Source organism: Pseudarthrobacter sp. NPDC092424 (assembly GCF_044754925.1).
In the GTDB taxonomy this organism is placed as follows: Bacteria; Actinomycetota; Actinomycetes; order Actinomycetales; family Micrococcaceae; genus Arthrobacter.
The window spans coordinates 419,504-445,882 of record NZ_JBIVQC010000001.1; the positions used below are offsets into that span (position 1 = coordinate 419,504).

26 protein-coding genes are annotated in these 26,379 nt (G+C 68.2%); 20 read left to right on the forward strand and 6 right to left on the reverse strand.

Going from position 1 to position 26,379, the window contains the following annotated elements; genetic code table 11:
- The first annotated feature begins 21 nt into the window (after positions 1-21).
- The 3 genes from ACIQCN_RS01985 to ACIQCN_RS01995 all read left to right on the forward strand — a co-directional run bounded on the left by ACIQCN_RS01985 (position 22) and on the right by ACIQCN_RS01995 (position 4,465).
- Positions 22-2,637 carry a bifunctional lysylphosphatidylglycerol flippase/synthetase MprF gene (locus ACIQCN_RS01985; protein WP_400609337.1) on the forward strand — a complete coding sequence of 872 codons (2,616 nt, stop codon included), beginning with the start codon at positions 22-24 and terminating at the stop codon, positions 2,635-2,637.
- 81 nt (positions 2,638-2,718) lie between these two features.
- Positions 2,719-4,113 carry an MFS transporter gene (locus ACIQCN_RS01990; protein WP_400609151.1) on the forward strand — a complete coding sequence of 465 codons (1,395 nt, stop codon included), beginning with the start codon at positions 2,719-2,721 and terminating at the stop codon, positions 4,111-4,113.
- Positions 4,076-4,465 carry an ArsR/SmtB family transcription factor gene (locus ACIQCN_RS01995; protein WP_400603306.1) on the forward strand — a complete coding sequence of 130 codons (390 nt, stop codon included), beginning with the start codon at positions 4,076-4,078 and terminating at the stop codon, positions 4,463-4,465. The genes ACIQCN_RS01990 and ACIQCN_RS01995 overlap by 38 nt, the downstream gene beginning before the upstream one ends.
- A 90-nt stretch (positions 4,466-4,555) precedes the next feature.
- On the opposite strand, the gene ACIQCN_RS02000 is transcribed toward ACIQCN_RS01995, so the two are convergent.
- Positions 4,556-4,759, reverse strand: a complete 204-nt coding sequence (locus ACIQCN_RS02000; RefSeq protein WP_011692441.1) for a cold-shock protein — start codon at positions 4,757-4,759, stop codon at positions 4,556-4,558.
- 276 nt (positions 4,760-5,035) lie between these two features.
- A complete protein-coding gene (gene nucS / locus ACIQCN_RS02005) occupies positions 5,036-5,731 on the reverse strand; it encodes an endonuclease NucS (RefSeq protein ID WP_400603307.1) in 696 nt (231 codons plus the stop codon).
- A gap of 71 nt (positions 5,732-5,802) precedes the next feature.
- On the opposite strand from nucS, the gene ACIQCN_RS02010 reads away from it, so the two are divergent.
- Both ACIQCN_RS02010 and ACIQCN_RS02015 read left to right on the forward strand, forming a co-directional pair.
- A complete protein-coding gene (locus tag ACIQCN_RS02010) occupies positions 5,803-6,162 on the forward strand; it encodes an ATP/GTP-binding protein (RefSeq protein WP_400603308.1) in 360 nt (119 codons plus the stop codon).
- A 92-nt stretch (positions 6,163-6,254) separates the two neighbouring features.
- Positions 6,255-7,052, forward strand: coding sequence for an alpha/beta hydrolase (locus ACIQCN_RS02015; protein ID WP_400603309.1), 798 nt, complete (start codon positions 6,255-6,257; stop codon positions 7,050-7,052).
- A gap of 75 nt (positions 7,053-7,127) precedes the next feature.
- Here ACIQCN_RS02015 and ACIQCN_RS02020 read toward each other — a convergent pair whose 3' ends face one another.
- Entirely contained in the window at positions 7,128-8,534 is a 1,407-nt protein-coding gene (locus ACIQCN_RS02020) for an AI-2E family transporter (protein ID WP_400609153.1), read from the reverse strand.
- A gap of 183 nt (positions 8,535-8,717) precedes the next feature.
- Between ACIQCN_RS02020 and ACIQCN_RS02025 the strand changes: the two genes are divergently transcribed.
- The 8 genes from ACIQCN_RS02025 (at position 8,718) to ACIQCN_RS02060 (ending at position 18,017) form a co-directional block, all read left to right on the forward strand.
- Entirely contained in the window at positions 8,718-10,430 is a 1,713-nt protein-coding gene (locus tag ACIQCN_RS02025) for a hypothetical protein (protein WP_400609156.1), read from the forward strand.
- A gap of 56 nt (positions 10,431-10,486) precedes the next feature.
- A complete protein-coding gene (locus ACIQCN_RS02030; protein WP_400609159.1) occupies positions 10,487-11,476 on the forward strand; it encodes a co-chaperone YbbN in 990 nt (329 codons plus the stop codon).
- The gene (locus ACIQCN_RS02035; RefSeq protein ID WP_400609160.1) at positions 11,476-12,573 is read left to right on the forward strand and encodes an NADH:flavin oxidoreductase/NADH oxidase; all 1,098 of its coding nucleotides are present in this window, start codon (positions 11,476-11,478) and stop codon (positions 12,571-12,573) included. The genes ACIQCN_RS02030 and ACIQCN_RS02035 overlap by 1 nt, the downstream gene beginning before the upstream one ends.
- A gap of 16 nt (positions 12,574-12,589) precedes the next feature.
- Complete coding sequence (locus tag ACIQCN_RS02040; RefSeq protein ID WP_400609162.1) at positions 12,590-13,378, forward strand: ABC transporter ATP-binding protein; 789 nt, start codon at positions 12,590-12,592, stop codon at positions 13,376-13,378.
- Positions 13,360-14,928, forward strand: coding sequence for a transporter (locus tag ACIQCN_RS02045; protein ID WP_400609164.1), 1,569 nt, complete (start codon positions 13,360-13,362; stop codon positions 14,926-14,928). Before ACIQCN_RS02040 ends, ACIQCN_RS02045 begins: the two co-directional genes overlap by 19 nt.
- A gap of 70 nt (positions 14,929-14,998) precedes the next feature.
- Positions 14,999-15,772, forward strand: a complete 774-nt coding sequence (nagB, locus tag ACIQCN_RS02050; protein WP_400609166.1) for a glucosamine-6-phosphate deaminase — start codon at positions 14,999-15,001, stop codon at positions 15,770-15,772.
- Between the two features lie 122 nt (positions 15,773-15,894).
- On the forward strand, positions 15,895-16,236 hold the full coding sequence (locus ACIQCN_RS02055) for a DUF3039 domain-containing protein (protein ID WP_377216911.1): 342 nt from the start codon (positions 15,895-15,897) through the stop codon (positions 16,234-16,236).
- A complete protein-coding gene (locus ACIQCN_RS02060; RefSeq protein ID WP_400603317.1) occupies positions 16,236-18,017 on the forward strand; it encodes a DEAD/DEAH box helicase in 1,782 nt (593 codons plus the stop codon). Before ACIQCN_RS02055 ends, ACIQCN_RS02060 begins: the two co-directional genes overlap by 1 nt.
- 4 nt (positions 18,018-18,021) lie before the next feature.
- Here the strand turns inward: ACIQCN_RS02060 and ACIQCN_RS02065 are convergent, their stop codons facing one another.
- Together ACIQCN_RS02065 and ACIQCN_RS02070 are read right to left on the reverse strand one after the other, a co-directional pair.
- On the reverse strand, positions 18,022-18,648 hold the full coding sequence (locus tag ACIQCN_RS02065) for an isochorismatase family protein (protein ID WP_400603318.1): 627 nt from the start codon (positions 18,646-18,648) through the stop codon (positions 18,022-18,024).
- Positions 18,648-19,976, reverse strand: coding sequence for a nicotinate phosphoribosyltransferase (locus ACIQCN_RS02070; protein WP_400603319.1), 1,329 nt, complete (start codon positions 19,974-19,976; stop codon positions 18,648-18,650). Before ACIQCN_RS02070 ends, ACIQCN_RS02065 begins: the two co-directional genes overlap by 1 nt.
- Positions 19,977-20,131: 155 nt before the next feature.
- Between ACIQCN_RS02070 and clpS the strand changes: the two genes are divergently transcribed.
- The 6 genes from clpS (at position 20,132) to rdgB (ending at position 24,448) form a co-directional block, all read left to right on the forward strand.
- Positions 20,132-20,515 carry an ATP-dependent Clp protease adapter ClpS gene (clpS, locus tag ACIQCN_RS02075; RefSeq protein ID WP_400609168.1) on the forward strand — a complete coding sequence of 128 codons (384 nt, stop codon included), beginning with the start codon at positions 20,132-20,134 and terminating at the stop codon, positions 20,513-20,515.
- Positions 20,508-21,074, forward strand: a complete 567-nt coding sequence (locus tag ACIQCN_RS02080) for a DUF2017 domain-containing protein (RefSeq protein ID WP_400603321.1) — start codon at positions 20,508-20,510, stop codon at positions 21,072-21,074. The genes clpS and ACIQCN_RS02080 overlap by 8 nt, the downstream gene beginning before the upstream one ends.
- Before the next feature lie 99 nt (positions 21,075-21,173).
- Positions 21,174-22,160, forward strand: coding sequence for a glutamate racemase (gene murI, locus ACIQCN_RS02085; RefSeq protein WP_400604258.1), 987 nt, complete (start codon positions 21,174-21,176; stop codon positions 22,158-22,160).
- A complete protein-coding gene (locus tag ACIQCN_RS02090; RefSeq protein ID WP_400609170.1) occupies positions 22,157-22,954 on the forward strand; it encodes an MBL fold metallo-hydrolase in 798 nt (265 codons plus the stop codon). Before murI ends, ACIQCN_RS02090 begins: the two co-directional genes overlap by 4 nt.
- Positions 22,955-23,024: 70 nt before the next feature.
- A complete protein-coding gene (gene rph, locus ACIQCN_RS02095) occupies positions 23,025-23,783 on the forward strand; it encodes a ribonuclease PH (RefSeq protein WP_400536266.1) in 759 nt (252 codons plus the stop codon).
- Positions 23,780-24,448, forward strand: a complete 669-nt coding sequence (gene rdgB, locus ACIQCN_RS02100; RefSeq protein WP_400609172.1) for an RdgB/HAM1 family non-canonical purine NTP pyrophosphatase — start codon at positions 23,780-23,782, stop codon at positions 24,446-24,448. The genes rph and rdgB overlap by 4 nt, the downstream gene beginning before the upstream one ends.
- Positions 24,449-24,479: 31 nt before the next feature.
- Here rdgB and ACIQCN_RS02105 read toward each other — a convergent pair whose 3' ends face one another.
- Positions 24,480-25,274: a DedA family protein gene (locus ACIQCN_RS02105; protein WP_400604259.1), complete on the reverse strand. Its 795-nt coding sequence runs from the start codon at positions 25,272-25,274 to the stop codon at positions 24,480-24,482.
- 68 nt (positions 25,275-25,342) lie between these two features.
- Between ACIQCN_RS02105 and ACIQCN_RS02110 the strand changes: the two genes are divergently transcribed.
- Positions 25,343-26,371 (forward strand): exonuclease domain-containing protein, encoded by a 1,029-nt coding sequence (locus ACIQCN_RS02110; RefSeq protein WP_400609174.1) that lies wholly within the window; start codon positions 25,343-25,345, stop codon positions 26,369-26,371.
- Positions 26,372-26,379: the final 8 nt, after the last annotated feature.

Here is a 26,379-nt window from a genome sequence, read left to right on the forward strand (position 1 = left end):
CCCGCGTCCGCGTGGCGCGGCATGATCCGGACGGCCGCACAGTGGAGCCGGCAGACCGCGGCTTCGGCACCGCTGACGGTGACCGTTCTCGTGATGCTGCTGGGGCTGGGGGCGGTGACGGGCAGTATCCTCGCCGGACCACCGCAGGGCCTGCAGGATATCGCCGGCGTGAGTGCATCCGGGCTCCGGTCCGGGAACTGGTGGTCCATGTTTACCAGCCTGTTCTTTGCAACAAACCCGCTGGCCTACGCGGCAGCGTCGGTTATGCTCCTGTTCCTGTTGGGCCCTGCTGAGCGGAAACTGGGCACGCCAGCCGCAGCGGTGCTTTTCTTCGGCGGGCAATTCGCTGCGGTGACGCTCTTCCTGCTGTTGACGCAGGTGGCGGGGCATGCAGGCGACAGCTGGCTCGGGAACATGGCGGACGGGACGCTGATTGGTCCCTATGCGCCGGTCCTGACGGCGGGGCTGGCCGCCAGTGCCCGCCTTCCGGTGCTGTGGCAGCGCCGGCTCCGCGCCGCGGTGCTGGCCGGTTCTCTGCTGCTGGTTCTCTACGTCGGCCACCCTGAAACGGTGGTGGGCCTGATGGGTGCGCTGCTCGGCCTGGCGGCAGGCTGGTGGATTCAAAGCGGCGACGGCCAGCCACGGCGCCACCACTCCACGGGCAGGGAAACGCGGAACCTCCTGGCTCTCACCGTGGCCGTGTTTGCGGTCGGGCCCATCCTCACGGGGGTTGCGCGGGCACCCACGGGACCGCTGGCCCTGCTCCGTGACATCGTCCTCAGCCCGGTCCCCACGCTGGGACAGCTTGCAGCCGGCTGCGGAACTGCCGAGGGCACAGCCTGCCTTGAGCGCGGAACCGCAGGGTTCGGGGGTCCGCTGGGCCTTGCCCTGTCCGTGGTGCCGGTTGCTTTGCTGCTCATTTGCGCGGATGCCATGCGCCGTGGCCGGAGGCTGGCGCTCAACATCGTCCTGGCGGTCCAGCTGTCGGTGGCCGCACTCGCCGTCGTGTATCTGGCCATGTTCGCGGATGTTCCGGCGCCGGCTGGCGTCCGGGGTGGACCGCCCGGCACCGCAGCCGTCCACCTGTTGCCGGTTGCCCTGGCTCCGCTGCTGCTGGCGGGCGTGCTCTGGCTGAACCGGCGCCACTTTCGCGTAGGAACGCCGCCCGCTGTCCGGCGGAAACTGGGCGCGGCAACAGGCGGAACCTGGCTGTTGCTGGCCGGCTCCTACACCGCCGCGTGGTCCGCCCCGGGCGGCCGGCAGCGGGACCAAAGCGTTTCGGGGCTCTTCGCGGAGTTGGCCCGGCAGTATCTGCCCGTTCCACTGCCGCAGCATTATCAGGACGTCTTTGCCGGCCGGAGCGGCACCGAGGCCGTGCTGTTCGCCGCGGCGGGACCAGTGTTCTGGTGCGTTGCGTTGGTGGCTGTGTGGTGGGCCTTGCGCGGCAGCCACCGCTCCCAGGATGCGGGACAGGAAGAGCGCGCCAAAGCGCGGCGCCTGCTGCGCCAGGGCGGAGGACCGCTGTCCTGGATGGCTCTGTGGGAGCCCAACTCCTACTGGTTCAGTCCCGGGGAAAACGGCGCCGTCGCGTTCCAGCAGCACGGCAGCGTCGCGCTGACGCTGGGCGATCCGTTCGGACCGTCCGGGCACCGGCAGCGGTCCCTGGAAGGTTTCCTTGCCTATTGCCGTGAGCATGCCCTGGTACCGGCGCTTTACTCCTGCGGCGAGGAGATCTGGCCGGCCCTGAGCGGCCGCGGCTTCGCGCGGGTGGAGGTGGCGCAGGAGACCAGGCTGGACATCCGCAACCTGGAGTTCAAGGGCAAGGAGTGGCAGAACGTCAGGACGGCGCAGAACCGCGCCGCGAAGCTGGGCATCCGGTCCGTATGGGCGCCCTACCGCGAACTTCCTCCAGGACTGCGGGCCCGCCTTGACGAGGTCTCCGAGGAGTGGGCTGCCGGCAAGAAGGTGCCGGAGATGGGCTTTACCCTGGGCGGCGTCGACGAACTGGACGACCCGGAAATCCTGTGCTGCCTGGCTGTTGATCCGGACGGCGCCGTCCACGGGGTCACCAGCTGGCTTCCCGTGTACGACGGCGGGAGGCTGGTCAGCCGCACGCTGGATGTCATGCGCCGGGGCGCCGGAGCATTCCCGGGAGTGATGGAGTTCCTGATCGCGTGCGCCGTGGTGGAGTTGCGCGGGTCGGTGGACACCATCTCGCTGTCCGGCTCGCCGCTGGCCCGCCGGCCAGAGGGCGCCGCAGGCATGCATGGCCTGGCAGCCGTGGAAGGCGCGCCGGCGGCCACGCAGAGAACGGCAAGGACCGACGGCGGAACCGGTTCCGGCGTCGCGGATTCTGGCGGCGCGTCCGGCAACGGCGCCGAAGAAGGTTCGGGCGACGGCGGCCAGGAGAACCTGGTGCGGATCCTGGACGTGGTGGGCAAGGCCCTGGAACCGGTGTATGGCTTCCGCTCGCTGGCGGCCTTTAAATCGAGGTTCAAGCCGGAGTACCGTTCCCTTTACCTTTACTACCAGGACCCCCTGCACCTGCCTGCGATCGGGCGGGCCCTGACCCGCGCCTACCTGCCCGGGCTCTCATTCGGGCAAGGCGCACGCCTGCTGCGCACCCTCGTGCGGTAGCGGCGCCGCCCCGCTTGGGAGTCAGGCCCGCGCTACAATTCAGTGCATGAAGATGCACATGTGCACTTGATGGAGGGTCCGATGTTGGCGGTATTGCGGAACACGACGTACCGGAGGCTGTTCTCCGCCCAGGTGGTGGCCCTTCTGGGGACGGGCCTGCTGACGGTCGCGCTGGGCCTGTTGGCGTTCGACATTGCGGGCAGCAACGCCGGTGCGGTCCTGGGCACGGCGCTGACCATCAAGATGCTGGCCTACGTGGGTTTCGCCCCGGTAGTGAACGCGCTGGTGGCGCGCCTGCCTAGGAAGCCGGTGCTGATCGGCGCTGACCTCGTGCGGGCAGGCATGGCGTTAAGCCTGCCGTTCATCACCGAAGCCTGGCAGATCTACGCAGTCATCTTCCTGCTGCAGTCTGCGTCGGCCACTTTCACGCCGACCTTCCAGGCGCTGATTCCCAGCGTGCTGAAGGAGGAACAGGACTATACCCGGGCGCTGTCGTTGTCCCGGCTTGCGTACGACCTGGAGGCACTCGCCAGCCCTGCGGTGGCGGCATTGCTCCTGACCCAGGTCAGCTACAACAATCTCTTCCTGGGCACGGTGGCTGGCTTCCTGCTCTCCGCGGGCCTGGTTGCCGTGACGGTCCTGCCAAAGCCGGACGCCGCCCCGCCCGCGGCCGGTTCGCTATGGCAGCGCACCACGCTGGGAGTGCTGCTCTTCTGGCGGGACGGCAGGCTGCGCCCGCTGTTGGCGCTGAACATGGTGGCGGCAGCTCCCACCGCGCTGGTCCTGGTGAACTCCGTGGTCTATGTGCGGGAGGTGTTGCGGCGCCCGGAGACGGACCTGGCCCTCGTGCTGGCCTGTTTCGGCGTCGGATCCATGCTCGTGGCACTCTCGGCGCCCGGGCTGTTGGCGCGCTTCGGGGACCGCGCAGTGATGCTCGCGGGAGCAGGGTTGGTCCCGCTGGTCCTGGCCGGTGCCACCGCAGTGACGTTCCTGGCCACCTCCCGTGCCGGGCCCGGGCAGGATTGGTGGTGGCTGCCTGCCCTGTGGTTCCTGCTGGGGGCGGGCATCTCGACCATCCTGACGCCCTCCGCGCGGTTGCTGCGTGAGGCATCGACGGAACAGACGCGCCCCTACGTCTTCACGGCGCAGTTTTCGCTTTCCCATGCCTGCTATATCGTGGCCTATCCGCTGGCGGGATGGCTTGGCGCTGCCGCCGGCCTGGGTGTTGCTGCGACGGCACTGACAATCGTCGCGGCACTGGGCACTGCGGGGGCGTTCGCCGCCTGGCCCGGCCAGACCGGCGGAGCCGGGCACACCGGAGCCGGGCACACCGGAGCCGGGCACACCGGAGCCGGGCACACCGGAGCCGGGCGCGCTGGAGCGAGGCAGATTGGTACCGGGAATACTGGAGCCGGAAACGCAGCAGAGGAGGACCACAGTGCAGGGCAGCGAACCGGGCGCGGGCGGGACGGGTAACGGCGGAAGCACCGACCAGCCCTCCCTTTTCCACGCCGTCACTCCCGATGCCCAGTTGTTGGAAGGTGCCGCGGGCACGTTGCGCATGCTGGCCGAACCCACCAGGCTGCAGCTTCTGTGGCAGCTGGCGCAGGGGCCGCAATCCGTAACGCAGCTCGTGGATGTCGCCGCAGTGCCGCGGACCGTGGTGAGCCAGCATCTGGCAAAGCTGCGGCTCAGCGGACTGGTGGATGCCAGGAAGGACGGCCGCCGCGTCATCTACTCCCTCCATGACGGGCACCTGCTGCGGCTGATCCAGGAAGCCATCAACCTCGCGGACCATCGAAGGACCGGCGAACCCGCCCACGGTTAGAAGATTCCGGGATAAAAAAATGATCCCCGGCGGTGTCGCCGGGGATCATTTGTCGCTGCGGACCTGCGTGCGGCCCGTCGGCGGGGGAGACTAGACCAGCGTCACGCCGGTGGCCTGGGGGCCCTTGGCGCCCTGGCCGATTTCGAACTGAACGCGCTGGTTCTCGTCGAGGGTCTTGAATCCACCGGTCTGGATCTCGGAGTAGTGAACAAATACGTCACCATCTGAGTCGTCCGGAGTAATGAAGCCGAAGCCCTTTTCTGCGTTAAACCACTTCACGGTTCCCTGTGCCATGTATTTCTCCTCATTTGGAACTTGTTTAAGACCGGCACACCTCGCACCGGGCTTGGTCACTCCGCGAGAAGAATCCTGGCTTACCCGCCCTCGACAGGGCCGGTGCTGCAGGAGCTTCGCGCTCGCAACATGTCTTGCGAGCATGAAAAACACCTACACAAAGACTGCTTCAAGAATTTCATGCCCATTCCCGCAGGTCAACGGCCCGGAGAGGCCAAAAACGCAAATTTTGGTAAAAAACGGGTTAACCGCGTGGGCACTATCGCTTGCAGGCGCTCAGAAGAGCCGGGATTCGCTGTCGTCCACGCCGCGCATTGCGTCATAGTCCAGCGTGACGCAATCAATTCCGCGGTCAGTCGCCAATACCTTCGCCTGGGGCTTGATTTGCTGGGCCGCAAAGATGCCCCGGACCGGAGCCAGGAGGGGGTCGCGGTTCAGCAGTTCAAGGTACCGGGTGAGCTGCTCCACGCCGTCGATATCGCCGCGGCGCTTGAGTTCGATGGCCACGGTGCCGCCATCCGCATCCCGGGCCAGGATGTCCACCGGGCCGATGGCCGTGAAGTATTCCCTGCGGATCAGCGAATAACCCGAGCCCAGCGTCTCGATCTGTTCGGCAAGGAGGCGCTGGAGGTCCGCTTCCACTCCGTCCTTGATCAGGCCCGGGTCCACGCCGAGGTCGTGCGAGGACTCATCCAGTTTCTCGTGGATGTTGATGATGAGGCGGTCGTCGGTCTTGGCCGACTGGACCGTCCACTGCTCCACGACACCCAGTTCCAGGTCCACCTCGTCCGGAGAGATGACGCGCAGGGTCGCCGGTGGACTCATCCAGTTCAGGGGCTTGTAGGAACCGCCGTCGGAGTGGACCAGGACGGAGCCGTCCGCCTTGACCAGCAGCAGCCTGGTGGCAAGGGGAAGGTGGGCTTTGAGCCGGCCGACGTAGTCAACGGAACATTTAGCAATCACGAGTCGCACGCCGTACAGACTACCGTCTGCGGGTGCAGGCGCTGGCCCCGGACGCCGCCTGCGTCGGGCAGAATGGAACCATGCCGCGCTCCAACCGCCCCCGCCGTCCGGTCTCCGGGAAGGGCCTGCACCCCGGCGGTGCCAGGGGTGCAGGCAAGAGGGGCGGCGGGGAGGTGCCGGAACTCGATCTGGAGCGGGCCCGCGCCGGTATTGCCCGCCGTGAAAGCGCGCCGGACGGTGAGTGGATGGTCCGGACCATGACCGCCCGGAACGCTGAGAAGACGTACATCTGCCCGGAATGTTCCACCGCGGTCCTTCCCGGCGTGGCGCACCTGGTGGTGTGGAAGGACGACCACCTCTTTGGGGCAGCCGCCGGATTGGCAGAGCGCCGCCACTGGCACACCAACTGCTGGATGACCCGCAGCTACCGCTACCGGTAGAGTCCGTGCCGGGAACCTGCCGCATGCGTGCGCCCGCGCCGCCTGACCCGGTCCCGGGCGAAGACGGTGCCAAACTGGCTAAGCTTGCAGGCATGACTTTTGATCCGGCGTCGTACGCGTTCACCCAGTCCGAAGGCCCAGTGCCCATCCGTGCCGCAACGGTCCTGCCGGCGCGGCGCGAGAACGTGGAACTGCGCACGGCGGACGGGCACACCCTGGTAGGCGAGCTCGCGCTGCCGGAATCGGGCGAGGCCAAAGCCACGCTGATCACCCTTCACCCTCTGCCTACCCACGGCGGATTCATGGATTCGCACGTGTTCCGGAAGGCGTCCTACCGCCTGCCCGCGCTGGCCGGCGTGGCCGTGCTGCGGTTCAACACGCGCGGCACCTCCTCGCCGCGGGGCACCAGCAGCGGCTCGTTCGAGGAGGGGATCGGTGAACGGTACGACGTTGAGGCGGCGGCGGCTTTCGCCGCGGACCGCGGCCTTCCCAACCGCTGGCTGGTGGGCTGGTCCTTTGGGACTGAACTGGCCCTGATGTACGGTGCCGTGGACCCCGTGGCGCAGCAGGTGGAGGGTGCGGTGCTGTTGTCCCCGCCCCTGCACCGCGCGACGGACAAGAACCTGGTGCAGTGGGCCGAGTCGGGCAAGCCGCTGACCGTGGTGGTCCCGGAGCACGACGACTACCTGCAGCCGGCCGAAGCCGCCTCGCGGTTCAGCCTCGTGCCGCAGGCCCGTGTCGTGGGTGTTGACGGGGCAAAGCACCTTTGGGTGGGGGAGAAGCAGGCCTCGCGCGCGTTGAAGGAAATCGTGGACACTGTGGTTCCCGGAGGGGCCCCGGGCGGGCTTCCCCAGGAGTGGAACGGGCCGGTTGCAGCCGCAACGGCCTAGCAGTGCAGACCGGCCGTCCGGGACGGGCCGGTGCTTGCCCTGGCGGGGGCCTGTCCCGGTTCCTGCCCGGAGCGGTCAGTGCTTGTCCTGGCGCACGATGAAGATTTCCCGGATGAGGAGCAGCGCTGCCGCGGCGGTGGGGATCGCGATCAGCGCGCCCAGGACCCCAAGGAGGCTGCCGCCGGCGATTACCGAGATCACCGCCACAGCGCCGGGAACCGCCACGGCTTTCTGCATGATGCGCGGGGAGATGAAGTACGCCTCGAACTGCAGGTAGGCGAAGTAGGCGATTGCGTAAACTGCTGCGCTTTGCCACCCCTCAGTCAGGGACACCAGCACCACCACCACCCCGGCAATTACCCCGCCCACCAGGGGAATGAATGCCAGCAGTGCCACGACGAAGCCCAGCAGCAGGGCGAACGGTATGCCCACGATGGACATCACGATGAATGCGAACGTGGCGTTGAGCAGGGCCACGATGGCCTGGCCCATCACGTAGTTGCCCACGGAGCGGGTGATTTCCTCGGAGAGGGCCTCCACGCGGTCCCGGCGGGAACGCGGCGCCAGCCGGTAGCCCCACTTCTTCATCGCCGGCAGCGCCGCCAGGAAGTAGAGGCTGAGCACCAGGACGATCAGGGCGCCGAACAGCCCATTGGCCACGGTTGATCCGAAACCCACCACGCCGCCGAAGATGCCGCCCATGGCGGCGGGATCGTTGACGAACTTGTCCAGCTCCTCGGTGACCCGTTCCCGCACGCCGAACTGGTCGTCCAGGCTCCGGAAGAAGTCGGAATCGATGAAGTCGCGGATCCACAGGGGTGCCTGCTCCACGATTTCGCTCACCTGCTCCACGATGGTGGGTATCAGTGTGGCAAAGAATCCGACGACGGCGCCCACCAGGACGGTGACGGATACGAGGATGCCCGCCGGCCGCGGGATCCTGCGGCCTTCGAGCCAGCTAACCACCGGTTCCAGGCCCAGCGCGATAAAGAGGGCGGCAACGATCCACAGCAGCAGCTGTGTGGTGTTCGATCCTATCCAGTAGACCAGCAGCGCCAGGCCGACGCCCACCGTGCCCATGAAACCCATGTACAAGGGATGCTGCGGGGACATCCTCGGGCCAAGGTCGCCAAACCGGGGTTCCAGTTGCTCCGGATCCCCGACTTCGCTGCTGCCGTTATGCTGCGCTTCCGGAGGCATTTCGAACCGCAGCCTGGGCTGGGCGCCAGGCAGCGGCTGGCGAAGCCGGCGCATGACCATACCCAGGCCGGCCGCAGCCGAGAATTTCCGCCGTGCGGCGCCGGGGCCCGCCGCGGAACCAGGGAGCCCGGCCGCCTGGCTCTGCGAAACCTGGCTCTGGGTCGCCTGCGCAGGGGCTGCCCCGGCTGCGGAATCCGGCGTTGCGGAGGGGCCGGTGCCGGGGGCGTGGTTCCCGCCCGGTTGTCCCGCTGACGCGGGGCCGCCGTCCGTCTTGTCAGTCACTGAATTCTGGGGCCCGTTCCGTGCGTGGCACCGCGTGGGCGGGCCGGTGTGTTGATCTTCGCAAACACTATCAGCAGCCTTGTCGACCGGGCCGCAGGACCCGGCCCGCCGCCGCAATCCGCGGGGCTGGTAACAAAACGGTTACTATTGAAGGTAAACCCCCGCTGATGATAGGTGTTTCCCTTGCGTTTAAAGACTGCAGCCGCACTCGTGCTGCTCGGCCTCCTGACACTTTTGGCCGGTATCGGCCAGAGAACCATCTGGGCACCCGCCGAGACGTTTACGGCGTCCCTGCCCGGGGGCTCCGCCGAAGCTCCCCTGACGGTCATTGACCAAGGGCTGCGTACGCTTCACGGCGGCACGCCCACCATCAACATCGAAGGCGACGGCAGCTTCCTGCTTGCAGCCGGCCGGCCGGACGACGTCGAAGCCTGGGTGGGAAAGACGGCCCACAATACCGTCACGGGGGTCTCCGAAGACGGCAAGGAACTGCAGGTGGAGCACGCCGACGGCGAAGCCGCTGCGCCGAACCCCGCAGCGTCAGACCTCTGGGTGGCCACCGAGAACGCCAGCGGGGAGCTGGAATACTCCTGGACGCCGCCTGCGGACGGCGACTGGTCGCTCCTGCTGGCCTCCGACGGAACCAAGCCGGCTCCGTCCAAGGTTTCGGTAACCTTTCCCAACGACACTTCCACCCCGTGGGCCATCCCGCTCATGATCCTGGGCGGTCTGCTCATCCTGGCCGGCATCTTCATCGCCCTCGGCGGTGCGGCAGCGGTCCGCGGCGGCGGCAGGGGCTTCGGCGGCGGCTTTGCCCGGAAGGCCCGCGCCCGCAGCGAGGCGAAGGCCAAGGCCCGGTCCGGGCAGGCGTCCGGGTTCAGCCTGGTGGCTGCCGGCCTGGCCGCCTTCCTCATCGCACTCTCCGCGCCGGTGGCCCACGCGGCCAGCCCGAGCCCCGAACCCACCGGGGGCGCCTCGTCCGCCGAAACTTCCCCGGGCGGACCCGGCGCGGCATCGCCGGTCCTCCTGGACACGCAGTTCCGCCGCATCCTGGAGCAGGTTTCCAGTGCTGTTGAGGCCGCGGACGCCGCAAAGAACGCAGGCAAGCTGGCCAGCCGGGTGGCGGGCACCGAGCTGGAGGTCCGCACCCAGAACTACAAGATCCGTTCCAAGGTGGGCACGTATGCGGCCAGGATGCCCGTCCGGGCCACCAAGCTCCTCACCACGGTGGTGACCACCGACCGTGACTGGCCGCGCTCCGTCCTTGCGGTCACCCAGGGTGACGGAAATGTGGTTCCGCAGCTGCTGACACTTGTCCAGGCTTCCCCGCGCGAAAACTACAAGCTCGTGGAAACCACGCCCCTGCAGCCCGGAGCCACGTTCCCCTCCATAAGCCGTGAAGGAACAGACACGCTGGCAGCGGATGACAAGTCCGGCCTGCTCTACAGCGGGGCCGAGGCCATGGCCGGTCTGGCGGACCGCCTCACCAAGTCCAACTCCGCTTTCAAGTCCAAGCTGGTGGAAGGCAACTCCTCGCCGTACATCGCGGACACGCTCTCCTACCAGGCCGAGGTGGCCAAGGCAGGAACCAACGGCAACTTCACCTTCACGCACAAGGTGGTTCCGGGCAGCACCGTGGTGTTCCGCACCTCGGACGGCGGCGCACTGGTGCTGGGCAGGATTAACTTCGGTTTCCAGGGCACACCCAAGGCCGAGGGGGACAAACTCACTATCGGCAGCGACGCCGCCGCGCTGGCCGGCGGCACGGAAACCACCACCGGCATGGTGCTCACCTTCGCCGAATCGGTGGCTGTCTATGTTCCACCGGCCGGTTCGGCGGATCCGATGAAACTGGTGGCCGCAACCCGCGGCCTGGTGGGTGCCAGCTTCAAGTAGGCCCCTACCCGCGCGCAGTACTTCCGGCAGCGGCCGGAGTGGCTAGAGTGGAAAGCATGAGTTCGCCAGCTTCCCGCCCAGTCCCTCCTGCCGCTGCCAATCTGGTTAACCTGCGCGGCGCCGTCGACCTTTCCTCCCTGAAACGCCCCGCCCCGCCTGCAGCGCCGGCCCCCGGCGGTGCTCCGGGCAGCCCGGCGACCCTGGACGCCCCCGCAGCCCAGGGCAACCCCGAACTGACCGTGGCCGTCACCGAGGGCAATTTCCAGCAACTGGTGGAGCTGTCCGCGCAGGTCCCCGTCGTCTTCGCGCTGTGGGCTGCCTACTCGCCGGAGTCTGCGGCAGTGGTGGACACCCTGGAGCGCCTGGTGGCCGGCTATGGCGGCCGCCTGGTGCTGGGCACCGCGGACATTGACGCCTTTCCCCAGCTGGCCCAGGCCTTCCAGGTGCAGGCTGTGCCCACGGCCGTTGCGGTGCTGAAGGGCCAGCCGGTCCCGCTGTTCCAGGGGAGCGCCGACGAGCAGCAGGTCCGGGCCCTGTTCGATGAACTGCTCAAGGTGGCGGCCGCCAACGGCGTCACCGGCAGCCTGGGCGGGGGCGAGCCGCGCGATGCCGGCCCTGCGCCGCTGCCGCCGCTCCACCAGGCCGCCTTTGACGCGATCGAGGCCGGCGATTACGCCGCAGCCGCCGATGCCTACCGGCAGGCGCTCAACGAGATGCCATCGGACCACGAGGCCAAGGCCGGCCTGGCGCAGGTTGAGCTGATGGCCAGGCTGCAGCCGCTTTCGGCCCAGGACAGCGAAGCCGTGCGGACGCAGGCCGCAAATGAGCCGGACAACCTGGAGGCGCAGCTGGCGGTGGCGGACCTCGACGTGGCCGGCGGGCATGTCGAAGACGCCCTTAACCGACTGGTTGCCTTCATCGGCCGGAACTTCGGGCCGGAACGGGAGACTGCCCGGGTCCGCCTGCTTGAACTTTTCGATGTGGTGGGCACCGGCGACGAGAGGGTGGCCAAGGCCCGCCAGGCGCTGGCCCGGGTCCTGTTCTAGTGCCGGCGCTGTTTCAGCCGCTGACACTGCGCGGCCTTGAGGTCCCGCACCGGGGCTGGGTTTCCCCGATGTGCCAGTACAGCTGCGACGATCCTGAAGCGCCCGGGGTGCCCAACGACTGGCACCTTATGCATCTGGGATCCTTCGCCGCCGGCGGGGCGGCACTGATCCTGACCGAAGCGACGGCGGTCAATCCGGAGGGCAGGATCAGCCCGCGCGACACAGGCCTTTACAACGATGCGCAGCAGGAAGGGTGGCAGCGCATCACCGCTTTCGTCCACCGGCACGGTACCGCCGGTGTCCGGATCGGCGTCCAGCTGGCCCACGCGGGCAGGAAGGCATCGGCCTACTGGCCCTTCTCCGGCCGCCGGGGCACAGTGGAAACGGCCGACGGCGGATGGGCCACCGTGGGGCCGTCACCGGTGGCGTTTGACGGCTACGCCGCACCTGCCGCCATGACGGAGGACCAGATCCGCCAGGTCATTGCGGACTTCGCCGCCTCCGCCCGCCGCGCGGTGGACGCCGGGTTCGACACCGTCGAGATCCACGGTGCGCACGGCTACCTCCTGCACCAGTTCCAGAGCCCGCTGAGCAACACGCGCGAGGACAGCTGGGGCGGCGACGAAGCCGGCCGCAACCGGCTCATGCTCGCCGTGGTGGATGCGGTGCGCGGCGCCATTCCCGATTCCATGCCGCTCCTCCTGCGGATTTCCGCGACCGACTGGGCGGCCGGCGGCGTGGACCTCGCCGCTTCGGTGCGCCTGGCGCGGGAGGCTGTGGACCGCGGTGTGGACCTGATCGACGTCTCCAGCGGGGGACTGGTGGCGCACCAGCAGATCAAGCCGGGCCCGGGGTACCAGACCGGATTCGCCGCCGCCATCCGTAGCCAGGCGCAGGTGCCCACGGGAACCGTGGGCCTGCTGACCTCGCCGGACCAGGCTGAGCATGCCGTTGCCACCGGCCAGGCCGACGCTGTCCTCATTGCACGGGCGGCGCTGCGCGATCCGCACTGGTGGCTCCGCGCCGCGTTTGAACTGGGACATGACCTTCCCTGGCCGCCCCAGTACGAACGGGCCATGCCCCGGCAATCGTTCTAGGGTCTAGGCTGGCAGCATGACCGTCCCGTCGCCGCCGGTGCCCCGCGCGGAAATCCCGGCACTGTCCATCCGTGGCCTGGCCAAGCGGTTTGGCGCCAAGATCGCTGTGGACGGGATCAGCCTGGACGTTCCCGCCGGGTCTTTCTTCGGCGTTGTGGGCCCCAACGGTGCCGGAAAGACCACCATGCTGTCCATGGCCACGGGGCTGCTGCGGCCCGAGTTCGGCACCGCGCTGGTCCATGGTGTTGACGTCTGGCAGCATCCTCTTGAAGCGAAGCGGTTGCTGGGCATCCTTCCGGACGGTGTCCGGCTCTTTGACCGGCTGAGCGGCGAGCAGCTGCTTACCTATGCGGGCCTGCTGCGGGGCATGGACCGCGCAACGGTGGCGCCCCGGGCGGCCGAGCTCCTGGCGGCGATGGACCTGGAGCAGGAAGCGGGCACCCTGGTGGTGGACTACTCGGCCGGCATGACCAAGAAGATCGCGCTCGCCTCGGCGCTCATCCACGCCCCGAGGGTCCTGGTGCTGGATGAACCTTTCGAAGCAGTCGATCCGGTGTCCGCAGCCAACATCCGTGCCATCCTGGACCGCTATGTGGCATCCGGCGGAACGGTGATCGTCTCCAGCCATGTCATGGACCTGGTCCAGCGGATGTGCAGCCACGTGGCGGTGGTGGCCTCCGGCCGGCTGCTTGCGGCCGGGACGGTTGCACAGGTGCGCGGCAACGCCACGCTGGAGGAGCGTTTCGTGGAGCTGGTGGGCGGCCGGAACAGCGCCGAGGGGCTGGAATGGTTGCGCACCTTCTAAGGCTCAAACTGGCACTGCTGCGCAACGCACTGCGTCGCAGCCCGTGGCAGCTGGCCGGCATGGTGCTGGCGGCTCTTTATGCGCTGGGCGTGGTGGCCGCCGCGGCCATCGTCCTCGTGGCGCTGCGCTCCGCGCCGCACGAGGTTGCCTACACCGCCGTCGTCCTCGGCGGAGCCGCAGTGATCGGGGGCTGGGGGGTCGTGCCGGTGGTGGCCTCCGCTGCAGACCTGACCCTGGATCCGTCCCGGTTCACCACTTTTGCCGTTCCGGTGCCGCAACTGCTCACGGGACTGGCCCTTGGCGGCCTGCTCGGAGTGCCTGGCCTCGCCACCCTCCTGGCGGCACTGGCCACGGTTGCCACCTGGTCCACCGGCATCATTCCGGCGCTCGCGGCCCTCGCCGGCGCCCTGCTGGGCGTTGCCGGCTGCGTCATCCTGGCCAAGGTGGTCACGACCGCGACGGCGGGCCTGGCAGCTTCACGGCGGTTCAAGGACGCCAGCGGCCTTGCCTTCATGGTGCCGCTGGTGGTCCTGGTGCCGCTGCTGGCGGTTCTGGCAATGGAAGGCCAGGCGCCTGGGTTCCTGCCCGGTTTGGCCAGGGTGCTGTCCTGGACACCACTGGGTGCCGCCTGGTCGCTGGGCGGGGAGGCGGCCGCCGGCCAGGCCGGCGCGGCGGTCCTTAAGCTGCTGATCGCGGCCGGCACGGTTGCAGGGCTGACCTGGTGCTGGAAGGTGCTCATGGAACGTGCCCTGGTAACCCCGCCGTTTGCGGGAGCGGCCAAGCGCGGCGGTGGTCACCTGGGACTCCTCGGCGCGGTACCGGCCGCCCCTGCAGCCGCCGTCATGGCCCGGTGCCTCACGTACTGGGTCAAGGACCCGCGTTATTCAGGGTCCCTTGCGGTGATCCCGCTGCTGCCCGTGATCCTCTATTTCCAGGGCGTCCAAACCGGGGACTTCGGCGGGCTGGTGATCCTGCCCCCGCTGGCGGCATTCATCCTGGCCTGGTCGATTTCGGCGGATGTCTCGTATGACAACACCGCCTTCGCGCTGCACCTGGCCACCGGAGTCTCCGGCACGGCGGACCGGCTGGGGCGCGTGCTGGCCTGCCTCGCCTTCGCCCTGCCGGTGGTGTTCGCCTTCGCTGTGGGGCAGGCCGCACTCAATGGGTCGTGGGCGGGGCTTCCGGGGCTGCTGGGCCTGAGCCTGGGGATCCTGTTGACCGGCCTTGGCCTGGCCTCGGTGGTGTCCGCCAGGTACACGGTGGCCGTTCCGCTCCCCGGCGACAGCCCGTTCAAGAAACCGCCCGGGAACGTGGCGCAGACCCTCGCAGTGCAGGTTATCGGCATGGCGGTCCTGGGGATCCTGGTCCTTCCCCAATCGGCCTTGCTGGCGGGGGAGTTCCTCACCGGGAACCGCGCGCTGGGCTGGGCCAACCTTGCAGCGGGCCCGTTGCTCGGCCTGGCGCTGCTCGCCGGCGGAGTCCGGCTGGGTGGACGGTGGCTGGACGCCCGCGGCCCGGAACTGCTGGCCCAGGTGGCGGTGAACCGGTGAAGCAGCCCGCCCTTGTGAAACAACCGCTGACGTGAACGCCCGCTGACGCGGACAACCGGAAGGGAACCCCATGGAAGTAGTGATCCTCAACGGCAGCAAAGCCTTGGGACGGCTGGCCGCGGACGCCATCCAAGCCCTCCTCGAGCGCACGCCGGACGCTGTCCTGGGCCTTGCCACTGGGTCCTCGCCGCTGCCCGTCTATGATGAGCTCGCGGCCAGGCCAGGCCTCGATTTCAGCCGTGCGTCCGCTTTCATGCCGGACGAGTACGTGGGGCTTCCCGAGGGCCACCCCGGGTCCTGCCGCGAAGTGATCCGGCGCGGGTTCACCAGCCGGGTGAACATCCGGCCGGAGAATGTTCACACCCCGGACGGTGCGGCAGCGGACATTCCGGCCGCCTGCGCGGCCTACGAGGAAGCCATCGCGGCCGCCGGCGGCATTGACCTGCAGCTGCTGGGCGTGGGCACCGACGGGCACCTCGCCTTCAACGAGCCGGGGTCCTCGCTGGCCTCGCGGACGCGGATCACCAGCCTGGTCGAGCAGACCCGCCGGGACAATGCCCGGCTCTTCAACGGCCTGTCCGAAGTGCCGCACCATGTGATCACCCAGGGCCTGGGCACCATCATGGACGCCCGGCACATAGTGCTCCTGGCCACGGGCGCGCGGAAAGCACAGGCCGTGCGGGACATGGTGGAGGGCCCGGTTTCAGCTGTCTGCCCGGCATCGGTGCTGCAGTTCCACCCGCACGCCACCGTGCTGCTGGATGAAGCGGCGGCCTCTGCCCTGAAACTCGCCGACTTCTACCGGCACACCTACGACAGCAAGCCCGCCTGGCAGGGGCTCTAGGCGGGGCCCCAAGGTGCGACGTCGGAGCCTCCCGGCCAGGGCGGAACGCGCGAAGGCGGCGGGTTCCGCGGGCATGCCGGTGACACGCCGCCGTCGAACGCGGAGCCTGACTAACGGCTAAGATGGAAGGCATGACTAGCATGACGGACCCTCTCGAAAACGACCCGATGCGCGAGCTTTCCGGGGCTGGAACGTCCACGGCCACCATTGAGCGCGAGGAACTGCGCCAGGAAGTGGAGCCAGGCGACCGGGAGCGCTTTTCGCACTACGTGCGCAAGGAAAAAATCATGGAGTCCGCACTCACCGGGGAGCCCGTCATCGCCCTGTGCGGCAAAGTCTGGACGCCTGGCCGGGACCCGCAGAAGTTCCCGGTGTGCCCCACGTGCAAAGAGGTTTACGAAGGCCTCCGCCCGGGCAATGACGGCGGCAAGGGTCCCGGAGGGGACTCGGGCAACAACAAATAGTGACGGAGACGCTCTTTGGCGGCCCCACCCTGCCTCCGGCTTACCCGGAACGTGCAGCCTGGGGAACCGCCCCGAAACTCCGTGCCTGGCAGCAGGAAGCGCTGGATCTCTACCTGGGCAACAACCCCAGGGATTTCCTTGCCGTAGCCACCCCCGGCGCCGGTAAGACAACCTTTGCGCTGCGCGTGGCGTCAACACTGATCGATTCCGGCGTGGTCAACCGGGTGACCATCGTGGCACCCACGGACCACCTGAAGCGGCAATGGGCTGACGCCGCCGCGCGGGTGGGGATCGCCATCGATCCCAATTTCAAGAACTCGGACGGCCAGCACGGGCGCGGTTTCATCGGCGTCGCCGTCACCTACGCCCAGGTGGCCAGCAAGCCCATGCTGCACCGTGCCAAGACCGAGGCCGCCCGCACCCTGGTCATCCTGGACGAGATCCACCACGGCGGCGAAGCCCTGTCCTGGGGCGACGGCCTGCGCGAGGCCTTCGACCCCGCCGTGCGCCGGCTGTCCCTGACCGGTACGCCGTTCCGTTCGGACACATCGCCCATCCCGTTTGTCGAGTACGCGCAGGACCGTGACGGCATCCGCCGTTCCAAGGCTGACTACACGTACGGCTACGGCAACGCCCTGCGGGACCACGTGGTCCGGCCCGTGATGTTCATGGCGTACTCGGGGCAGATGCGCTGGCGCACCAGCGGTGGCGAGGAAATGGCTGCGTCCCTGGGCGAGGCAGCGGTGACCAAGGACGTCACCTCGCAGGCCTGGCGGACCGCGCTGAACCCCGCCGGCGAATGGATCCCCGCGGTCCTGGCCGGCGCGGACAAGCGGCTCAGCGAAGTCCGCCGCACGGTGCCGGACGCCGGCGGCCTGGTCATCGCCACGGACCACGAGGACGCCCGCGCGTACGCCGGCCAGCTGAAGCGGATCACGGGGGAATCGCCCACGGTGATCCTCTCGGACGACGCCAAGGCCTCCAGCAAGATCGAAGAGTTTTCCGCCGGGGACAAGCGCTGGATGGTGGCTGTGCGGATGGTATCCGAAGGCGTGGACGTGCCGCGGCTCTCGGTGGGCGTCTACGCAACCTCAACCTCCACCCCGCTGTTCTTCGCCCAGGCCGTAGGACGCTTCGTCCGTGCCCGCAAGAGGGGCGAGACGGCGTCGGTCTTCCTGCCGTCGGTCCCGCAGCTGATGGCGCTGGCCAACAGCATGGAGGCCGAACGCGACCACGCCCTGGACCGGCCGGAGAAGGACGGGGACGGCCTCTTCACTCCTGAAGACTCACTGATGGATGAGGCCAACCGTGAGGAGAAGGCCTCGGACAGCCTGACCAAGGGCAAATTCGAGGCGCTCGATTCGCAGGCTTCCTTCGACCGCGTGCTCTTCGATGGCGGCGAGTTCGGCACCGGCGGCGAGGTGGGGTCCGACGACGAACTGGACTTCCTGGGCATCCCCGGGCTTCTGGACGCAGAGCAGGTGGGAACACTGCTGCGGCAGCGCCAGCACGAGCAGTTGAGCCGCAAGGGCCGGAAGGCGCCCGCGCAGGCCGGCGAAAGCCAGGCGCCCGCCGTACCGGACCACCGGATGCTGATGGACCTTCGGAACGAGTTGGCGAAGAACGTGGCCGCGTGGTCCGCCCGCACCGGGACACCGCATGGCGTTGTGCATACCAAGCTGCGGACAGTGTGCGGCGGCCCGGCCGTGGCCCAGGCGAACGAGGAGCAGCTGCAGGCGCGCCTGCGGAAGCTCCAGGACTGGTTTATCGGGCGGAAGTAGGCGCTCAGGCCACGTCCACGCCGCCGAGCTCCAGCTCAGCGACTGTTTCTTCGAGGTCCTCGGCGATGCCCGCGGTCAATGAGCGGATCACGGTGACCGAGTAGCCGGCCTGGACGGCGTCCAGCGCCGTGGCCCGCACGCAGTAGTCCGTGGCGATGCCGACCACCACCACGTCCTCCACGTCGTGGCTCTGCAGCCAGTCGTCGAGGCCGATGGCGTCCCCGTCGGGGGCGAACCGGTTCGGATCCCCGGTGCCGGGCTGGCGTTCACCGGTAGGGACGGCGTCCTCGGGCGCCAGCAGGCCCTCGAAGCCCGAGTAGGCGGCGGCGTACTGGCCCTTCTGGAAATAGGCCTCGATGTATTCGGTGTCCAGTTCCGGGTGCAGCTCGGCTCCCCGGGTGCCGGCCACGCAGTGCGGGGGCCAGCTGTCCTTGAAATCGGGAGTGTCGGAGAAGTGGCTTCCCGGGTCGATGTGCCAGTCCTGGGTGGCCACGATGTGGTCGAACGAAGTGTGGTGCGAATCCACGTAGTCGCTGATGGCTCCGGCCACGGCTGCGCCGCCGGCAACAGCCAGCGAACCGCCCTCGCAGAAATCGTTCTGCACGTCGACAATGATCAGGGCGCGCGACATCAGTCCTCCTCATAGATGGTGGGAATGGCGGCCTCGCCCCGCTGCAGGCGGTTGACCACCAGCGGGAGTTCGGCCATCGAATCCGCGTGCCGCTGCCGTGCCCGGACCACGCCGTCATGGCCGGTCCAGCCGGGCAGGAGCTCGCCGTTTTTCATGAACTGCTGCAGGAGGGGCCGGTCGTTACCGTCATCCTCGGGGCGCTGGCCCACGCCCACCACCTCGGCGGTGGCGGTGCCGCGTTCGTTGAGCTTGCGCAGGGCGTATTTGCGGCCGCCCACGCTGGCCTTGTTCTTGGCCGCCTTTGCCACGGAAACGAAATCTCCGGCGTCATCAGTGCGGCTGACCAGTTTATAGACCATGCTGGCCGTGGGCGCGCCGGAACCGGTGACCAGCGAAGTGCCTACCCCGTAGGCGTCCACGGGGGCCGACTGCAGTGCAGCGATGGCGAACTCGTCCAGGTCTGACGTGACCACGATCTTGGTGTTCTCATTGCCGAGGTCGTCCAGGAGCCGGCGCACCCACTGTGCCTGGTCCACCAGGTCGCCCGAGTCCAGCCGCACCGCGCCCAGCCGGGGACCGGCAAGGTCAACGGCCCTGCGGACGGCCGCTTCGACGTCGTACGTATCCACCAGGAGGGACGTGCCCTCCCCGAGTGAGGCGATCTGGGCTTCGAAGGCGTCCCGTTCAGTGTCGTGCAGGAGGGTGAAGGAGTGGGCGGCGGTGCCCACGGTACGGATGCCGTAGCGGATGCCCGCCTCCAGGTTGGAGGTGCTGTCGAAGCCTGCGATGACGGCGGCGCGGGCAGAGGCCGCGGCCGCTTCCTCGTGCGTACGCCGGGAGCCCATCTCGATGCAGGGCCGCCCGTGGGCGGCACTGACCATGCGGGACGCCGCGGATGCTATGGCGCTGTCGTGGTTAAGAACGGACAAGATGTAGGTCTCCAGCATGCACGCCTCGGCGAAGGTCCCCTCCACGATCAGGATGGGGGAGTGCGGGAAGTAGGCATCGCCCTCGGCGTAGCCCCAGATATCCCCGCTGAACCGGTAGGACGCCAGGAAGTCCAGGGTCTTCCCGTTGACCACGTTGGTCCGTTCCAGGAATTCGAGCTCAGCATCGCCGAACCGGAAGTTTGCGATCCCCTCGAGCAGCCGGCCCGTGCCGGCCACGATGCCGTACCGCCGGCCATCCGGAAGGCGCCGGGCAAATGCCTCGAACACGGATTTCCGGTGCGCGGCGCCCGAATGCAGCGAGGCCTGGAGCATGGTGAGCTCGTAATGGTCGGTGTAAAAGGACGTGCGGGGATGGTCCCAGCCGGCTGAGGTACTCACGAAAATCACTCTAGTCCCCACCGGCTCCCACGTCTCGCTTCGCTTCGCCGCGGGGCCCGCGCCGGTGTGGGCCCACCCACCGGCTCCCACGTCTCGCTTCGCTTCGCCGCGGGGCCCGCGCCGGTGTGGGCCCACCCGCCCCATAGAATGGACAGATGACCATTAGCGTTGCGCCCGGCCCTGATACCCAGGAGGGCACCCGGACCGGGACAGCGGAGGCCACCGGCTCCCTGACCGCCCCGGACGTCCCCTGGAACCTGGTGGTCTGGAACGATCCCGTCAACCTCATGAGCTACGTCAGCTACGTGTTCCAAAGCTACTTCGGCTACTCGGAGAGCAAAGCGAACAAGCTCATGATGGAGGTCCACAGGAAGGGCCGTTCGATCGTGGCGCACGGCAGCAAGGAACAGGTGGAACGGCACGCGGTGGCCATGCACGGTTTCGGGCTGTGGGCCACCGTGGAGAAAGCGAGCGGCGGCCCCGGCGGCAACTCCGGGAAGTCCGGCGGATCCGGCCAGGGCAAGGGGAAACATGGCTAAGGCATTCAAAAACGGACTCAAAGGCATCACCGGGTTCCTGGAACCGGCGGAACGGGACCTCCTCCGCAGCCTCTTCAGCGACGTCATCTCCATGCTGGAGCCCGAAGAGCGGGAAGGGCAGGACCCCCTGGCCGCCCTGATCGGGCTGGATATGGACGTCGCCGTGCCGTCGGACCGCGCCATGAAGCGGCTCCTTCCCAACGTGTCCAAGGACGACGACGGCGCTTCCCTGGAGTTCCGCCAGCTCACCGAACGCTCGCTGCGGGAGACCAAGATCGGCGCCCTGCGCGCGGCCGCACTGGACCTGGACAAGGACGAGATCATCCTGACGCCCCAGGGCGCAAAGCACTGGTCCATGGCGCTCAACGACGTCCGGCTGGTGCTGGCCGAGCGGCTGGATATCCGCGATGAGGCGGACGCGGACCACGTCCACAGGATGCAGGACTGGTCCCAGGCCGAGGACGTGGAGAGCTACCTGGCCCTGGTCTACAATTTCGCCACCTGGCTGCAGGAGTCGCTGGTCCAGGCCATGCTGCTGTCGCTGGAACCCCGCCGGTGACCGCTGCCGTGCCGCTGCCGGCCTGTGAGAAACCAGACATGAGGCGAAGGCCACACCATCATGGCTGACGCGCCCCGGAACACCTATCCTCGAATGACCATGACAACATCCCCGGACACACCCGCGCCGCTCCAGGACCCGTCCGCGGATTCGGCTGCGCCGGTGGCCTCCCGCCCGATTGGGGTTTTCGACTCCGGAGTTGGCGGGCTCACCGTGGCCCGCTCCATCATCGACCAGCTCCCCAACGAATCCATCCTCTACGTCGGCGACACCGCCAATGGGCCCTATGGTCCCCTTCCCATCGCGGAAGTCAGGGCGAACGCCCTGGGCGTGATGGACGAACTGGTGGACTCCGGAGTCAAGCTGCTCACGATAGCCTGCAACTCGGCGTCGGCTGCTGTCCTCCGCGACGCCCGTGAACGCTACACCGCCAGGTACGGGATCCCGGTGATCGAGGTCATCCAGCCTGCCGTCCGGCGCGCCGTGGCTGCCACGCGCACCGGCCGCGTCGGCGTCATCGGCACCTCCGCCACGGTGGGCTCGCGCGCGTACGAGGATACCTTCGCCGCCGCTCCGGACCTGTCCATCACCTCCGTTGCCTGCCCGGCCTTCGTGGAATACGTGGAGGCGGGAATCACCACCGGGGCCGAACTGCTGGCCGTCGCGGAAGAATACCTGGAGCCGCTAAAGGCCGCTGAGGTGGACACCGTGGTCCTGGGCTGCACGCACTATCCGCTGCTGACCGGCGTCATCTCCTACGTCATGGGCGCCGACGTCACCCTCGTCTCCAGCGCAGAGGAAACGGCCAAGGACGTGTACCGCGCCTTGGCCACGCACGGGCTGCAAAGGGACGCCGCCGACCCGCCGGAACACCATTTCGTCGCCACCGGGGATGCCCGCCAGTTCGAAACTCTGGCCCGCCGCTTCCTGGGCCCGGAGGTCCTCTCCGTCCGGCACGTGGACCACGTCGCCGCGCAGTACCCCACGGGCAGCCTGGCGCGCATCACCCCGGAAATGATCGCCGCCGCGCGGAGTTCCCGGACGCGCCCGCGCATCTCCAATTTCGTGGGAGGGCCGGGACTGTGAAGTTGACCATCGTGGGCTGCACCGGATCCTTCCCCGGGCCCGGATCTCCGGCCTCCTGCTACCTGCTCACCGCCACGGACGGCCAACGGACGTGGAAAGTCGTCATGGACCTGGGGAGCGGGGCGCTCGGCGCCATCCAGCGCTACACCGACTTGGAAGACATCGACGCGATCTTCCTTACCCACCTGCACCCGGACCACTGCATGGACCTCTGCGGCCTGCACGTGGCGGTGCGGTGGAAGCCCGGCGGCTGGGGCCGCGACCGGATCCCGGTATGGGGACCAGCAGCCACGGCGGACAGGATGGCCACCGCCTACGGCCTGGACCTCGACCCGGGCATGCATGAGGAATTCGACTTCACCAACTGGGCCGAACGCGAATCTGTCACTGTGGGCCCCTTCACCGTCACCCCCTTCGCGGTGAACCACCCCGTCGAAGAGGCCTACGCCCTGCGTGTTGAGGTGGTGGAACCGGACAAGCACGGCAACCCTGTGTCCCGCACCCTGACGTATTCCGGCGACACGGATTCCTGCCCCGGCCTCGAAGAGGCCGCGAAGGACGCAGACCTGTTCCTCTGCGAAGCCGCTTTCGAAGAGGGCCGTGACGACGCCGTCAAGGACGTGCACCTGACCGGAAAACGGGCCGGCGAGGCTGCCGCGGCGGCCGGTGCCCGGCGGCTCCTCCTGACACACATCCCGGTGTGGACCTCGCCCACCACCGTCATGGCGGAGGCCCGCCCGGTCTTCGGCGGGGATGTTGCAGTCGCCGTGGCCGGAGTGCATTACACGATTTAGCGTCGCTGGAGTGGGCGGCAAGCCGCCTTCCGACGCGAACCGGTGCCGGTGCAGTGGATAAGCTAAAGGCATGACTTCTGAAGCAACCGCAGTGCCCATCGTGCGCGCCGACGGCCGCGCGCCGGACCAGCTCCGCCCCATCAGCATCACCCGCGGCTGGTCCAACCAGGCCGAAGGCTCGGCGCTGATCGAGTTCGGCAACACGCGGGTCCTGTGCACGGCATCCCTGACCGCCGGCGTGCCCCGCTGGCTTAAAGGGGAGGGCCGCGGCTGGGTCACCGCCGAATACGCCATGCTGCCGCGGGCCACGAACACCCGCTCGGACCGTGAGTCGGTCAAGGGGAAGATCGGCGGCCGCACGCATGAGATTTCCCGGCTGATTGGACGTTCGCTGCGTTCGATCATCGATACCAAGGCACTGGGCGAGAACACCATCGTCCTGGACTGCGATGTCCTCCAGGCCGACGGGGGCACCCGCACCGCTGCCATCACGGGCGCCTATGTTGCGCTCGCCGACGCCATCCGGTTCGCCCGGGACAACAAGCTGATTGCCCGAACCGCGGAGCCGCTGGTGGACACCATTGCCGCCGTCTCGGTCGGGATCATCGACGGCGTTCCCATGCTGGACCTGCCGTACGTGGAGGACGTCCGGGCCGAGACGGACATGAACGTGGTGGTCACCGGCTCCGGAAAATTCGTCGAGGTGCAGGGAACCGCTGAAGGTGCCCCGTTCGACCGCGCCGAGCTGGACGCGCTCCTGGATTTGGCACTTTTGGGCACCGGGCAGCTCGCGGCAATCCAGCGCGAAACCCTGGCGGACACCCTGTGAGTGTCCGGACTCCGGCCGGTTCCGGCCGGCAGGGCGCGCGGCTGGTGCTCGCGACCCATAACCAGGGCAAGCTGCGCGAGCTGCGCGAACTGCTGCGCGGGCAGGTGCCGGGGCTCGACGTCGACACCCAGGTAGTGGACGCAGCGGCGGCAGGTGCCCCCGACGTCGTCGAAAGCGGTGTGACCTTTGCCGAGAATTCGCTGCTGAAGGCGCGCGCTGTGGCGGAGGCCACCGGACTTGTGGCGATTGCCGACGATTCCGGCCTGGCCGTGGACGTGCTGGGCGGGGCGCCGGGGATTTTCTCGGCACGCTGGGCTGGCCGGCACGGCGATGACGAGGCCAACCTGCAGCTGCTCCTCGCCCAGTTACGCGATGTGCCGGACGCACACCGCGGCGCGGCTTTCGTCTGCGCCGCAGCACTGGCCGTTCCGGACGCCGGCGGCCTCCCCGGCCGCGAGGTGGTGGAGTACGGGCAGCTTGAAGGCTTCCTGCTGCGCGAACCGCGCGGAGCCGGCGGGTTCGGGTACGATCCGGTCCTGCAGCCCGTCGGGGACAACCGCAGCTGCGCGGAGCTGACGCCCGCGGAGAAGAACGCGATCAGCCACCGGGGGAAGGCCTTCCGCGCCCTGCTGCCGGCCGTCGTCGAGGCCCTGAACCACCGCTGACCCCCGGAACCGGGCGTGGTGCCGGGGCGGGCTACTCCGGACGGAGGCCCTGGGTGTCGCGGGGCGTGCGGTGTTCTTCTTCCGGTGTGTGCTCTTCGATGAACTCGTCCACGGGGTCAGTGCCGTAGGCCACCGCCTGGCGCTTTGCGGATATGCCGCGCAGGATTTCGACGCCGATGGGCAGCACCGAAACCAGCACGATGACGATGAAGATGACGTCCAGGTTGTCGCGGACCCAGGGGATGCGGTCGCCCAGCAGGTAGCCGAGGAGGGTGACGCCGCCGCCCCACAGCAGGGCCCCGATGACGTTGTAGAGGAAGAACTTCTTCCGGTTCATCTGCGCAACGCCCACGATGACCGGAACGAACGTGCGGATGATCGGAACGAACCGCGCCAGGATCAGTGCCTTGCCGCCGTGCTTTTCGAAGAAGGCGTGCGCATTCTCCACGTTCTCGCGCTTGAAGAGGCGTGAATTGGGCTTGTTGAAGATGGCCGGGCCGGCTTTGGAACCGATGAGGTAACCGGTCTGGTTGCCAATGATCGCGGACACCACAATCAGCAGGGCGAACATCCAGACATTGAACTTGATGGTGTCCGTGGCCACCAGGAGGCCGGCGGTGAACAGCATGGAATCGCCGGGGAGGAAAAACCCTACCAGCAGGCCGGTCTCGGCAAAGACAATGCCGCAGACCAGCAGCACCACCCAGGGAGCGAGAGCGGGATCGGCCAGGAAGACCTGGGGGTTCAGCCAGTCGGGCAGGAAAGAGGCCAGCTGCGGCTGGACCGGTCCTGCCCCGCCCAGCATGGACACGGCGAGGTCAGTTATCACAGGAAAGTTCACCCCTCAAGGGTACTTGACCGGTTTGTGGGGACACCGGCGGTAAAGTGGGGGCCGTGGGTTTGGACTTTACGGCGATCGACTTTGAGACGGCCAACGGCTTCCGTGGATCCCCGTGCTCCGTGGGCCTGACCAAGGTGCGGAACGGCCGGATCGTGGAGGAGGCGTCCTGGCTGATGCGGCCCCCCGCGAACCATGACCACTTTGAATATCACAACGTGCGCATCCACGGCATCACCGCCGCGGACGTAGCCGGCATGCCGCGCTTCGGGGACCTGTTCCCGGAGATCGGCGCGTTCATCGGCGACGATGTCCTGGCGGCCCACAACGCCGCATTCGATCTGGGCGTGATCCGTTCCGCCCTGGAGGTTTCAGGCCTGCCGGGGCCGGCGTATGACTATGTGTGCACCGTCATGCTCTCGCGGCGCTGCTATTCATTGGTGTCCAATTCGCTGCCGTTCGCCGCCGAAGAAGCAGGCGTGCCGCTGCTGAACCACCACGACGCCGTGGAGGATGCCCGCGCCTGTGCCGGCATCCTCATCGACATCGCCCGCCGGAACGGCGCCAACAGCCTGGCCGAGCTGTTCCTTTCGCTGGGCCTGGCCATGCCCCGGCAGCCGGCCTTCGATCCGGCCACGGGGGTACTGTCCAAGCCCAGCATCGCCGCCATGGCACAGGCTGCAGGAGGGGCAGCGGCGCCGGCACGGCCCTTCCTTCCGGGATGGCCGGAGGAAGGCGAGAACCCCGCGCCCAACCCGGACGCCGAACCGGGCCACCCGCTCTTCGGCCAAACCGTGGTGTTCACCGGACAGCTCACCATGGCCCGCCCCGAGGCGAAGATGCGCTCCGCGGAGCTGGGCGCGCGCACGGAAAGCCGGGTTACCGGCCGCACTACGGTCCTGGTGGTGGGCGACGGCTTCGACGCCGCCGACCTGCGGTCCGGCCGGCTGACGGGGAAGGCACGCCGGGTCCTGGAGCTCCACGGCCGCGGCCAGGCCATCGAGGTGCTCTCTGAGGGCGAGTTCCTTCAGATGGTGGGCCACGGCACATCAGTTCACGCGAGGCAACAAAGCTTCTCCGCCTAGCAGGCGCG